General features: G+C 56.1%; 9 protein-coding genes. 2 read left to right on the top strand and 7 right to left on the bottom strand.

The features are described 5' to 3' along the window. The first annotated feature begins 38 nt into the window (after positions 1 to 38). Positions 39 to 980, top strand: coding sequence for a radical SAM protein (locus AC07S6_RS03175; protein ID WP_495111679.1), 942 nt, complete (start codon positions 39 to 41; stop codon positions 978 to 980). A gap of 15 nt (positions 981 to 995) precedes the next feature. Further along, the gene (locus tag AC07S6_RS03170) at positions 996 to 2303 is read left to right on the top strand and encodes an ATP-grasp domain-containing protein (protein ID WP_495111678.1); all 1308 of its coding nucleotides are present in this window, start codon (positions 996 to 998) and stop codon (positions 2301 to 2303) included. 235 nt (positions 2304 to 2538) lie between these two features. On the opposite strand, the gene AC07S6_RS03165 is transcribed toward AC07S6_RS03170, so the two are convergent. The 7 genes from AC07S6_RS03165 to AC07S6_RS03135 form a co-directional block, all read right to left on the bottom strand. Further along, entirely contained in the window at positions 2539 to 3822 is a 1284-nt protein-coding gene (locus AC07S6_RS03165) for an OmpP1/FadL family transporter (RefSeq protein WP_495111677.1), read from the bottom strand. Between the two features lie 135 nt (positions 3823 to 3957). Beyond that, complete coding sequence (gene tssM, locus AC07S6_RS03160; RefSeq protein ID WP_495111676.1) at positions 3958 to 7167, bottom strand: type VI secretion system membrane subunit TssM; 3210 nt, start codon at positions 7165 to 7167, stop codon at positions 3958 to 3960. Between the two features lie 45 nt (positions 7168 to 7212). Continuing rightward, positions 7213 to 8325 (bottom strand): type IVB secretion system protein IcmH/DotU, encoded by a 1113-nt coding sequence (gene icmH, locus AC07S6_RS03155; protein ID WP_495111675.1) that lies wholly within the window; start codon positions 8323 to 8325, stop codon positions 7213 to 7215. A gap of 107 nt (positions 8326 to 8432) precedes the next feature. Continuing rightward, positions 8433 to 9773, bottom strand: a complete 1341-nt coding sequence (gene tssK, locus AC07S6_RS03150; RefSeq protein ID WP_495111674.1) for a type VI secretion system baseplate subunit TssK — start codon at positions 9771 to 9773, stop codon at positions 8433 to 8435. Positions 9774 to 9788: 15 nt separating this feature from the next. Beyond that, on the bottom strand, positions 9789 to 10280 hold the full coding sequence (gene tssJ, locus AC07S6_RS03145; RefSeq protein ID WP_495111673.1) for a type VI secretion system lipoprotein TssJ: 492 nt from the start codon (positions 10278 to 10280) through the stop codon (positions 9789 to 9791). Then, entirely contained in the window at positions 10267 to 12222 is a 1956-nt protein-coding gene (locus AC07S6_RS03140) for a type VI secretion system Vgr family protein (RefSeq protein ID WP_248091378.1), read from the bottom strand. The genes tssJ and AC07S6_RS03140 overlap by 14 nt, the downstream gene beginning before the upstream one ends. A gap of 16 nt (positions 12223 to 12238) precedes the next feature. Continuing rightward, complete coding sequence (locus tag AC07S6_RS03135) at positions 12239 to 12628, bottom strand: DUF4280 domain-containing protein (RefSeq protein ID WP_178116058.1); 390 nt, start codon at positions 12626 to 12628, stop codon at positions 12239 to 12241. Between the last annotated feature and the right edge of the window lie 11 nt (positions 12629 to 12639).

The following is a 12639-nucleotide window of genomic DNA, read 5'->3' as shown; positions in this document are numbered from 1 at the left end:
TGTCCCCCCTCACCGTCCTCGACATGGAAGCGACAAGCATGCGCCATCACCAGCAAAAAAACTGCACTTGCGGCTTATCGCGCGTTGATGAAGACCGGGTTGAGCTGACACCTTATTTCGGTTGTCCCTGCCGCTACTGCATCAAGAAAGCCAGCACTGCGCGCTGCGAGCCCCAATCGATGAGTGAAGAAAACCTCATCAATGCCACAGAGCACATACGCAACGATGCACGCATCACCCAAGCCTCAATCGTTGGCGGCGACCCGCTGGTAAAACCAAAACAGTTGTTCGCGTTGCTGGAAAACTTGGCGAGCATCCCCCATCTCAATAACATTCGTATCGCAACCCGGCACGCCCTGCTTCAACCAGAGTGCATTAATGAAGCATTTATCGAACGCATTGCCAGCTATAACTACGTCGATTATGCCTATCCTCTGCGCTCCACAAGCGTGTCTCTGGACGTTGCAATCAACCACGCCAGCGAGCTGAAACCGGACGTCATCAGGGCACTCAATGGCTTCAGCCGTAGGGGCATCAACGCACGTGGCCACGCAGTACTGCTCAAAGGGGTCAACGACGATTTCCACAGCCTTAAGAATCTTATCGATCATTTCCTCGCGGTTGGAATCACGCCTTATCACTTAATGCACTGCGCAGACGCTCCAGGTGGCGCACCGCTGCGCACAACCGTGAAAAAAGGCCATACCCTAATTACCCAATTGATGGCGTTTTCAGGTACCTATGCATTGCCTTATGGGTACGTCACCGCCGTGGGCACGCACTACATCACACCAGGCCAAGTCCTGCGCTACGAAAATATTGGAGGACAGCGTTTTATTCGCGCCCGCTCACCCTATCCAGCGGAGCGCTACAAAACACTTTCCGGTAACTCAAGCCTGCCGCCACTGCACGAGATTGATGATCAAGGCTACATCGTCTCGCACTACCCGGATGGCAACGACGCCCTTCTCGTCTATTGACCCACTAAGCGCCCTATGAACCCCCTCACTATTATCGTTATAGAAAACTTGATCATCCGCCTGCCAAACTTACGTGCCATTGCCGCCGCGGCCACTCAGGCCGGGTTGACTATGATTGCCGTCGTACCTGATGCCCTGACTCCTGATGACATAGATGCCTTGCCATTTCGCGCCATCCCTATTTCGGACTGGAGCAGCGACGGCCTGGAAACAATGGTGTGCCGTCTGGAGCGACACGCAACCGTGGTCGGCATCGGCACCTGTATCGGCTTCTTCACACCCGAAGGGTTATTGGGGGCCCAGGTCGCAGAACTTTGCGCGAGGCGTGGTTTGCCCCATCCTCCTGTCGACGCGTTGTACCTCGCCAACAACAAGTTCGCCATGCGCCAGCGCCTGCGTGAACGCAATGTCTATACCGCACGTTACGCACGCGTTATCGGCGATGCCAGCCTTGTAATCGCCGCCGAGCATGTGGGCTTCCCACTGATACTGAAACCCGTGGTGGGTTTGGGCTCAAGCTTTATTTCACGTTGTGAGAATATTGCCGACATGCGCCGCGTATTCCGCCATTACCAGGAGCATGCTCGCCATGGTTATTACACTGAATATTTTTGCGCCCACGACATTGGCGACGAACATTTCGAACCCATGCGCGAGATGCTTGCCGAAGAGGCGATTGATGGTTATGAAATCAGTGTCGAGTGTTTATGCACCGGGCATCAAATCCTGCCGTTGGTGATGCACGATAAGTTAGACGTAGAGCAGAGCTCATACTCATCCTATGAAAACCTTTTGGTCAGCCCCCCCGTTCGCCTTACGCTCAACGAACAGCAACAAATATTGATCTACACGCGCGTGGTACTGAACACGCTGGGTTTGAGGAATAGTTTCTGTCACGTTGAACTACGATACGACTCCAAAGGCCGTGCCAGCATCATCGAAGTTAATCCACGCGTTGGTGGAATGCGTGTGCGGGAAAGCCTGCTGGCTTTGCGTGGTGTTGACTTTGCAGCTGTATACGTTCAACAACTGCTGGGCAAACCATTTAGTTTCCCCGAGCCCCCCATGGCGTCCGGGTACCATGGGATGTCTGCGGTTTACCCACGGGTAAGTGGAATTTTAAGAGGGATCCACGGCGTCGAAGCGGCACGCCAACTGCCCGGTGTGCTGAGTGTGAATACCCATATAGCACCCGGCACGTCCATCGGCGGCGACTTTGAGGAGGTGTTTGCAGTGGATGCGTGGTTACAAGCAGATACACCGGCGGCTATGAAGGCGCTGGACCGGAAAGTCAGAGAACTGATCAAGATCGATATCGAATAGTGATACGACATTAAAAACGTGAACGCAAACCAGCCCGGCAATCGCCGGGCTATTTCTCCTTGAGATTTCCAGCGTCACTTGTTACGCGCCCGTTCTCTGGCAATCAGTTCCTGCGCCAGTGCCAAATGCACAGCGGGCTTGACGCGTTGAAGCCAGCGGCCTCTACACCGCCACTCCCATCTACGAAAACGCCCCGCTCTCTTGTGAGAAAGCAGGGCTTTAAGACGATGGCGAATCAGAAGCGGTAAGTGACCCCTAAGCCGAAACCATTGGCGCTGTTTTCGTACTTGGCCTTGTAGTACTGGCCAAGCGCGTTGGTGCGGTCAACCTTGACCGGCGTTTCCTTGAGATAGGCATAAGCCACATCGACGGTCATGTTCGGCGCAACATCGTAGCCAACACCGAGACTGAAGATGGTCCGATCCCCGGTAGGAATACGTGGCGAGCGATCGGTGTTGTTGGTCGGCGACTGGTCAACCGTCAAACCGGTGCGCAGCACCCACTGTTTGTTCAGTCGATAGGAAGTGCCCACGGCGTAGGCCCAGGTATCGTGCCAGTTTTGCTCCTCTTTAATGGTACTGAGTAAAGCCTGAGCATACACACCATTGCTGTAAGTAACGCCCTCGTTCTTGACCGTAATGTCTTTGAGACGACTCCAGCGTGTCCAGGTTGCCCCGGCATAGAGCTTCCAATCAGCATTCACCTCTTGCGTCACAGAGAAATCCCAGGACTCTGGCGTATCAATTTTGAGAGATGCGTCGTAGCGGCCACTGCTCAATACTGCGTCAGGAACGTTGGCACCTTTAGTGACTTGAGTTTGCCCCTCCAGCTTGTACTTGACCTGCGAATGGTAAGTCAGGCCTACCCGCGTGCTGTCAGTTGCTTGAAGCAACACGCCAGCGTTAAAACCCAAGGCGGTGTCGTCACCCTTGATTTTGATATTGTTGGACGCGAGACTTGGGTTCGGAATGTTGATATCCGACTCCAAAGTACCGGAAACCCGGTTGATGGTCGGGCCAAAACCGATAGACAGCTTATCGTTGAAGGCATAGCTGACGGTTGGCTGGAGCGTGATGACTTTCACCTCGCTCTTGCTGCCGAACGCTTTGCCCTGGAAGCCTTTTTCATAATCGGCGACCATGCCAAATGGCGCATAGAGACCAAAGCCTGCAGCCCATTGCTCGTTCAGTTTTTGGGTGTAGAAAGCAAAAGGCACGCCGGTAAGCGGCACCATGTTGCCCTTGTTACTGCCACTCGAACTGCCGCTGGCCTGGCTGATGTTGCTCGTTGCGTCGATAACGGCGAGACCACCGGTTATTTGCTGGCCATCCAGGCGAACCATACCGGCGGGGTTGCCATAGACAGTACTGGCATCTTCTGCCGATGAAGACCGTCCGGCAAAACCTGTTCCCATCCCACTGATACTTTGTTCATTCAATGCAAAGCCAGCCGCAAACGCTTGTGAAGAGGCCAGGGTAATAGCCAGGCCCAGTGTTTTTTTCAACATTACTTTCTTCATTAGTTAGAGCTCCGTGGTGATCACCACAGAGGAAAGTAACAATATTTAAATGTCAGTGTTGTAGGGCAACTTGTAGGAAATAAATCTGCACAGGTTAGTTCCACCGATGCCAACTTTTCCCCCGGCAACACTTAGTTACGGACTCAGCGAATAAGGGCAGCGAAACGCTCGCACATTGGCGTCACCGAAGGGTTGCTCAAGCCCCACACTGCGTATCTGCAATACGACGTTATAGCCATCAAATGAAAGCGTCAGCCACTGCGTATCGGCAGTAGGGCCGGCGCTCAGTAGCCCTTGGTCGATAAGCCGAAACCACGCCCACGTGCCTTCCTGCGACTGTCGTATGGTACGCCCATCCAACAGCGTCACCACCGCGTTAAGTCGCGTACCCAGCACTTGAGAGGGCCAGGTAAACAGGCTCGGCAAAATAGGGCCGTGAGAGTAACTCAACTGACGGTCATCCACGATCAGGCTGAAGGAGGCGATCTCTTCGTCCATGGTCACCGGGCTAATTTCGAAATCAATGTGCGCCTGCGCGGCGCCTGCAGGAAAAAAAACCTTGCCGATATGTTCTGCGCGGTCAAATTGCAGCAGAACCAAAGGGTCGATCTCATCACCCTCAACCGCTCTGTTGTCGGGACGAAGTAAGGTACTTTCGTCTTTGTGACGACCAGGATAAAAGCGCCCAAATGTTTGCAGTAACCCGTCAGCGGCAAACAGCTGGTTAAAAGCCTCCAGTGGCACATCGGTGCTTGCATTGCGATCAAAAGGGTAGCGTTGCTGGACCACACGCTCGCAGTAAGGCCCAAGGTCTTGTGCCCATTTTTTTGTGAGCGTCACGGACTGGTGTGCACGTACCCAACCTTTACCGACTTTGACGATGTCGCTGAGTAGCGGCCTTATCAGCAGCGGCAAAGTGCTCGTCAGTGAGTCCAAGCGCTCAAGCGCATTGACGTCGGGTGGTGATAAACCCGAGGCTGTTGAAGCTTCTCGGGCCGACAGATAAACCCCCGCGTAAGCCAGCGCTTCGCGCAGTTGATCCAGAAGGCTGGGCCGCCCCTCGACAGACTCGGTCAGCCGATGAAACGAAGCGAAGTGTTGCGTTACAGCACTTTGCTCCGATGCGTCATTGAGAATGTCCTTGGCGTTGTCCTCGACACCCAAGCGTGTCTTCAGTGCAACAGTGCGCTCGCGAAGACGCTTGAATATGCCGTCGTTCTCAGCATTGAGGCTTAGACGGGTTTCACGGTCGATTAACCGTAACAATCGACTCAATGCACCTTCCAGCTGTGACAAACGTTCCAGACGCCCCGGCAATTGTTCAGGCTCATTGAGGCCCGCAACTTTTAAGTCAGAGACGAAGTACTCCCAATGCCTCACATAGTCACGTTGATAAAGACCCAATATTTCGGCCCGCACGTGGTGCAGAGCTTGTTGACGAGCCGCCCCCATAACCCAGCTTTCATCACGCAAAGCCTCGGCAATGAAACGCTCCAATCGTTGGTTCAAGTGCGTATAACCTTCCAGGGTAAAGAGCCAAGGCACCCCCTGCGTCATAGAGCGGCCAGAGCGTGAGGCAAATAACATCAAGCCTCCTGTCCCGATTTCGCTGGCAACGCTCAACTCCTTGTGGGGCAGGTTTCGCAACACGGTCGATAGCTGGCGGTAAACACGCTGCGCCACCGGTTCAAGCGAGATGTGCTCTCTCGCCTGTTCCACGAGGGCGTCGTTGACACTGAACAATTCAGCGGCAGGTATCGACTGTACTACCCGCTGTAAATGCGCGTTCAGCCATTCACGTTGCGGTTGAGGGAGCCGCTGATCCGACAATACCTTAAGTTCGCGTGCAACAAAGCGGGTATCCCAACGACCTTGCCCGCCCAGCATCAAATACAGGCGCAGATTGTCGTAAGCGTGCGCCTTAGGAGTGTTGATCCGCTCCTCCAACGCGTTCGCCAATGGTTGTGCAATGGCCTCGCTCAACGCTTGCTCGTATAACGTTTGAATCAGTGTCACCAGGCGCTGTTGCTGGTTAAGCTGCAAGCTGGGCAGCCAACCCTTATCCTGCGAAACATCAACCATATCGGTCAGGAGAGTGAGCCGCTCAAGTCCACCCTGGCGAAGGTTAAATAGCGCTTCCCGCTGCTCGGCCAGCTTATCGAGCATGCGCGCCTGATGATGATAATGATGGGCCAGAAACGCACACACACCCGCCACGATCAATATCAAACACACCCGAGCATGCGAGCGCACCCAACCTGCAGAATGCTTGAGAAACATACGCCAGGCGCCATGACGCTCACACTGCTGCAAGGTCCGCAGTAACAGTGTCGAACTCGTAGCCCCTTGAACGTCTTCAGCCAAATCTCCCGCCGTGAAGCGCAGCGACTGCAAACGCGCCTGATCATGAAAGACCGCCTGCAAAAAAACCTGTACGTGCCCACTGAACAGTCGCCACAACGGTGAAAACCCATAAAGCTGAGTCCGAAGCAAGGTCAGCGGCTCCCTCTGCAATCGATCAAGCAGGCTGTCATCAAGGGACTCAAGTCGATTACCCATGCGTTCGGCCAATCGCAAGAGGTTGGATTGGTTAGTCCCCAAAGGAAAGCCAATCGCCAAATCACGCTCCTCGCCCTGCAAGCCCATAATCGAGGGCACATAGCCCGGCAGGCTGGAGCAATGGCTCACAATAGCCTGGATCGGCAAGCCCTTACCGATCGCGCGCGCCAGCTCCTCCAGACGCTCGCGCAGGCTCAACGCTTGCAGCTCCTGGCCGTCATCGGCTCCCAGCAGCTTCTGAGCATTCAATAACAACAGGCCGCCCACCAAAGCGCATCGGTCACGTTTAGCGCCTTTGAGCTCATCCAACAAACATTGCCAGCGTCGCGACTCAGCCTCGGACAGCAAGCGGCCACTCACTGTCAGCACGCTGTAACGCCCTACGCGCTCAATACGCAGGTCAACGTTCGAGGTGGTATGCAAATCGAAGAGCAAAAATGCTGGCCTGACACCCTCAACCTGTGTCTCCAAGCGCCACTGTGTAAGCTGCTCACGCAATTGCAACTCAAGCTCACAGGGAGCTATCCGTTTCTCCAAGTCGACTTGAACCTCCAGAGCGCGGTGTTTGGCGCGCTGCGCATCAACGCTCCATCTCCAGCAAAACCAGATCAGCCCGCCAACGTATAACGGTAACAACACCCCCCATTGCTGCCATGTCTCAGTGAACAGCATGCTGCCATCTATCGACAAGCGAGGGCCATAGTCACGCACCAGCACCGTCACCCAGTACAACATCGCGACCATCACGGCCGCCCGTGACAGCGTTTTAAAGAATCGCAAAAGCATGACGCCAATCATCCACACATAGGAGGGGGAAACTTCATTAGCCCATCAGGGGGTCGCCACAGGCTCTGGGGCATAGATCAAGATCTCGACCCGCCGGTTGCGTGCACGGTGCTCCACACTGTCGTTTGGGAACAGTGGCTCGGCAGCACCACGACCTTCGGCCTTGAAGCGCAGAGGGGCACGCTTGTCGCCCACCAACACCTTCAGGATTGACTGGGCGCGTGCGAGCGACAGCGCTTCATTGGACCCCAGTCGTCCAGCCACGGGGGTGTCGTCACTGTGGCCAATAACCTGAATCCGGCCCTGCCACTCGCCCAATGCCTGCGCAATTCGCAACAGCAGCGAACGCGTCTGTTCGGCAATCTCGCTGCCACCGCTGGCAAACAAACCAGTGGAACTGAGCACGATGCGCACGCTCCGCCCATCATCAATAAGCGTCAGGCGATTGGCCTCGATGTCGGTGGCCAATTTTTCGGCCAGTGTTTGTGCAACCGTGGTCGACTGTGCCGGGCGCAGCGCTTGCAGAGCTTGCAGTTGTTGATAGGAGCGCTTCTCGAAGTAAAGTGCTCCGGCCCCCGCCAGCACCAGCAAGCAAAAACAAAAGCTCCACCAGAACAGGCGTTCGCGGCGACTGAAATAGTCGTGGTTCAAGGTGAGCAAGTGCTCATTCAAACGCACCTTCGGATGATGGCCCCGCTGCAACCGAATGGTTTCGTAAAGCTGACGCCTGCGCAACGCCAAGGCCGCACGCCCCTCGCTCTGAATGCGATAGCGCCCTTCCAGTCCGAGTGCCAAACACAAGTACATCAATTCCAGCAGCGCCAGATTCTCCGCAGGTCTGAGTTCAGCTGCATCAAGGTGAACGAAGAAGCCTTCCCCACCGGCTGTCTCGTTGTGAAAGATCATCAACAGGCTTTGCTTGGACCACGCGCCCTGCCCCCAGTCACAGTTGGCAATCACCTCGTCGAGCAACGTGCAGAGCGCATACTTGGCATGCTCCTGGGTATGCTGATCGATCCCCGCTTCCAGCGCATTGCGCTGAAAACTACGCACTTGGGTAATCAACCGGGCGCGTAGCTCATCGATATCCGGAGCATGATTCAAGCCACGCAACGGCACGACTTCGTAGAGCAGATCGCCTGCCAACTGCACCAGCACTTCATTTGCCGAAACCGAAACGGTACGTGCCGGCTCATCATAGCCATCATCGAGTGGCCGTTTGTGTCGTGACACCCAGCGGCGCCAGTAACCTGGCTTAGCGGTACTCATTGGCCAGCCTTAATGGCCCAGAAAGCCAACTGCAACCCTGGAAAATCCCCGGCAAGATGCAAACCAAACCCGGCGCTGCTGCTCAAGCCAGCCCACAAGGGATGTTCACTTTCCAGTTCGAAATAACTGAAGCCTGCGTAATACGGCAGCTCACGTGGCGCGGCAGGCAATACATGCACCTTCAGACCGGGTAACTGCAGGTCAACCAGGTCACGCATACACTCGATCGGGCCAATTTTCAGGTTGTGCGGGAAACGTTTACGCAGCTCATCGTCAGGCAGTTGCGCGCGTACAGCCAGCACGAAACGCGCCGATCGATACAGCTGCGAGTCGGGCACCGACGCAAAGCGTACCCCCAACTCTCTGTCACTCAACGCCAGCGGAACCACATCGGAGCCGGCTTCAGCACTCAGGGCATGACGAAGGTCCTGAATCACTGGTGTAAAGCAGTCGGCCAATTGATCGTGGCGGTAGATTGGGTATTGCTTGGGCCGCTTATTCTCTTCAACAAAAATGGCCAGATCACCCGCCAACGTTACCAGCGAACGATAGAGCTGCTCGGGGTGCAATCCGTCGCGACTGGCCAGTTGTACCAGCAAGGGTTGAGCGCGATTGAGCGTTTGCAGCATCAAAAAGTCCTGTACTTCGGAAACCCCGCCCAACCCCTGCACGCCGAGGTTCGCCGCCAGCGTAAAGGCGCGCTGGCGAACACGCCCGATGATGTCATCGACAAACTCCGCAAGCTTTGGCGAACGCCGCCAGGCCATAACCGGCGCAATAAACTCCTCATCCAATAACACTTGTCCCCCGGGTGAACGCTCAAGCACCCTGGCGACAGGTAAAAACACATGGGAGACCACCACATCCTGCTCACGCGCCAACTTCATGTTCAGTTGACCCAACTGCAACGTCGCCACCTCACTGCCCTGTACGTTGCTATCAGGGACGCACGCCTCAACCACCCGATAGCGCGCGAGGCTGTCGGCAGAAGGCGCCGTTTCCGTGTCCACACCGTGACCGCGTTGCAGCGCCAGCGCCAATACCACCGGCTGGTCCCGCTCCCCTTCCACCACTGTGTAGCGCAACAACGCCAGTTCATCGTCGCCAAGCACAAAAAAACTGCCATCCGGCAGCACGCCTGCGCACTCGGACAATACTATGGACCCCAGCGCCAACTGCCCCTTGTCAATTTTAAGCGCGGTAAACCCCCAGGCATCGACTTGCAGTGCACGCAGTGCTTGAACCAGTTGAGCTTGAATGTAGCGTTCGTGTTGTTGGAAGTGTTGAGGCTGAAGGAACATGCCTTCGGACCACACGACTTTAGGTTGGTTAATCATTCGTTTGTAGCTCTATCATTGAGGGGCCATGAACTCGATGGCATGCCGTCCGATCTGGACGGATAGCTCTGGGGTCTTGCGTTGATCCAGCAAGGTGACGGCTCGCCAGCGCGCCTGATCAATATCGCGGTACTCGGCAATGATGCCGATGTAGCGCATGCGTGATTCGGGGATGAAGTGGTAGCGATAACGTTCGCCGGGGCGCAGCACAACCACCTCCTGCCCCAACCAGTCAGCGCGTAAAACCTGCTCGGCCGCCGAACTCAATTGAGCCAGGCTGGCTTGCTCGAAGGCTTGACGACGCAGCAATTGAAACACCTGCACCCGCACCGGCGATGGCCTGCCGTAAAGGTTGCGATTGGTGTCCAGAGACGTCTGCAAGGCAAGGGTCAGGTGAGGGTCCGCGACGGGCTCAGGTACGGGCTCGGCCAAGAAGCTGCAACCGGTCATGCACGCCAGCAATCCGCTCGCCAGCCACCACCGTGCCAACGACTCAAGCCTGACCATTGTCGGCTTCCTCCGGCAGTGTTGCAGCGACGGGCTGAGCTGCATCAGCACCGGTAGCAGCACCACCGCCACCGCCGTTGATATCGACCTTTGCAGAGCCGTCAATCGTGACTTGGACGCCATTGATCGCCACGCCCGAAGCGCTGAGTACCAAGGAGCTTGAACCGACCTTGAGCACCAACTCACTGCCGGCTTCAAGGGTGATCGTTTGCTGACCTTTGAGGTCCACACTGCCTGCGGTCAAATACTGTTTGCCCTCAACTTGTGAGTGGCTGTCCCCGTCAATACTCAACGAGCAGTCCTTGCTTACCTTGACATTGCGACTGCCTTCCACCGACTCGTGCAGGTCCTTGGCAACCTTGACGAACTGGTTGGCTCCCGTGCTGATATGCCAATCGTTGCCCACACTGACGAACGCGTCATTGCCCACCGTGACATCCTGGTTGCGCCCCGCATAAATCAGCAGTTGTTCTGCGTCCTTCTTGTCTTCAAAACGCAGCTCGTTGTACATCTGCTGGTCGCCAAGCGATTGCGACTTGAAGCCAGAGCGTGAAGCCTGGTCAGGTAAATCCCAAGGTGGCCGAGTTCCAGCGTTATAAACGCCGCCGACCACCAGAGGTCGGTCCGGGCTGCCGTCCAGAAACTGCACCACCACCTCCTGCCCTACCCGCGGCAAGAACATTGCGCCCCAGCGTTTGCCAGCCATCGGCTGGGCGACACGTACCCAGCAGGAGCAGTTTTCGTTTTCCTTGCCGCTGCTATCCCAATGAAATTGCACCTTGACCCGGCCATGCTTATCTACCCACTGTGGCTCGCCGGATTTACCCACCACAAAGGCGGTCTGCGGCCCGCTAATGACCGGCGTTGGTGTGCGAATGGGCGCACGGAATATCTGGCTGGTTTTGATCACCTCAACCCAGCCTTCAAAACGAAGCTCGCCAAGCCCACCCGTCGACTCCGGGCAACTGCCTGTCAGGGTCGATCGCACCACCAGGTATTTGGCGTTATGAGCCGACTGCGGATGATCGGTGAGTTCGAAGCGGTGACCAGGCGTCAGGTAGGGTGTCGAGTGGGTCGCGTGCGCCACGCATTGGCGGGCGAGCAGAGCCTGCGCCTGTACCTTGGCGAATGCATCGCCGGCACGCTGATCGGCAAAGAAACCGGGGTACGACGACCGCTCATAATCGTCCAGCTCATAACCGGCAGCCACAGCGCTTTCGCCGCGTTGAACGCTAGCCTCACGGCTGTTGGCCTTGCTGAAATCGTAGTCATGCAGCGAGACCTTTCCCGTCGTCATTTCAGACCGCGATACCCAACTGAAAACGCTGGCGATGAAGTGGGGCTGGTGCGGTCTGTAGCTCATTTTGTCGCAGTGAGCTGCCGTTTTGTGGGCGCTCATGGCATCGACGATAACCAGCTCGTGGCTACCGTCTTTAAAAGTGAAAAAATAATAAAGCCCTGCACGCTCCATCAATCGGCTGAAAAAATCGAAATCGCTTTCGCAGTACTGCACGCAGTACTCCAAGGAATCATAGCGTCCCGTCACTTGCCAGTCCACCCTACCCGGGTACTCCTCCAGCACCGCCGTCAGCACCTCGACTACCGTTTTTTCCTCAAAAAAACGATTGTGGCTCGCCAGCGTCAATAACCACAGCCACGGGCGCAACGTCAGCGTGTAGCGCCCCTGCTGGCCAAATCGATCATCCTGGGCCACCGCGCTGATATGCCCGTGTACCCAGCGCACACCGCCATCGGAAGCACTCAAGCCGACACCCAGTGTCTGGCCGAGCAAACGATTGGCGTCCAACTCGGTTTTGCTGCCCTGTACCTCAAGGGTGTATTGCGCGAGCGTGCTCAGGCCCTCGCTCGCTTCAAAATGAATCAGCGATAACGTGCCAGCCGCTGAAGGCGCCTTGATCTGACTAGCCTTGAAGCTGCTCATCATTCGACTCGCTTAATCATGAAATCAGTGTTTTCCGGGTACCTGGATCCGCAACCTGAATCAGGCCTGCCCAGGTGCAGGAGCAGGTTGCGGTACTGCCCAAAGCTGGGAGTTTGCCAATCAAGGTCTTTGTAACGTCGGGAATCCATGGCGTGACCGTTACCGGCAAACACGGCATCGGCGTCAATGCCCCCATCGCTGCCGATGTCGCCGCCGCGACCTGTGGGTTGGCCAGGGAACTGCACATTCCAAACGAGCAAATGTTGACCATCGGCAGGTGATCCATGATGGTCGCCGCCAATTGCCCCTCGGCAAACACCCGATTGATGGGCAGTACAATCAACTTGGCTTGCGTATTGCCGAAGGAGCAACGCAACGAAGCCCCCATGACCACTTGTGCCGGCATATGCCTTTGCT

Source organism: Pseudomonas sp. GW821-FHT07B01 (assembly GCF_059419065.1).
The sequence above is the reverse complement of the archived record's forward strand: the minus strand, read 5'-3'. Positions and strand labels throughout refer to the sequence as shown.

Bases quoted from the DNA above. Each gene is read 5' to 3' on its own strand.
- AC07S6_RS03175 (WP_495111679.1), top strand. From the start codon at position 39: ATGCGCCATCACCAGCAAAAAAACTGCACTTGCGGCTTATCGCGCGTT.
- AC07S6_RS03170 (WP_495111678.1), top strand. From the start codon at position 996: ATGAACCCCCTCACTATTATCGTTATAGAAAACTTGATCATCCGCCTG.
- AC07S6_RS03165 (WP_495111677.1), bottom strand. From the start codon at position 3,822: ATGAAGAAAGTAATGTTGAAAAAAACACTGGGCCTGGCTATTACCCTG.
- tssM (WP_495111676.1), bottom strand. From the start codon at position 7,167: ATGCTTTTGCGATTCTTTAAAACGCTGTCACGGGCGGCCGTGATGGTC.
- tssK (WP_495111674.1), bottom strand. From the start codon at position 9,773: ATGATTAACCAACCTAAAGTCGTGTGGTCCGAAGGCATGTTCCTTCAG.
- tssJ (WP_495111673.1), bottom strand. From the start codon at position 10,280: ATGGTCAGGCTTGAGTCGTTGGCACGGTGGTGGCTGGCGAGCGGATTG.
- AC07S6_RS03140 (WP_248091378.1), bottom strand. From the start codon at position 12,222: ATGAGCAGCTTCAAGGCTAGTCAGATCAAGGCGCCTTCAGCGGCTGGC.
- AC07S6_RS03135 (WP_178116058.1), bottom strand. From the start codon at position 12,628: ATGCCGGCACAAGTGGTCATGGGGGCTTCGTTGCGTTGCTCCTTCGGC.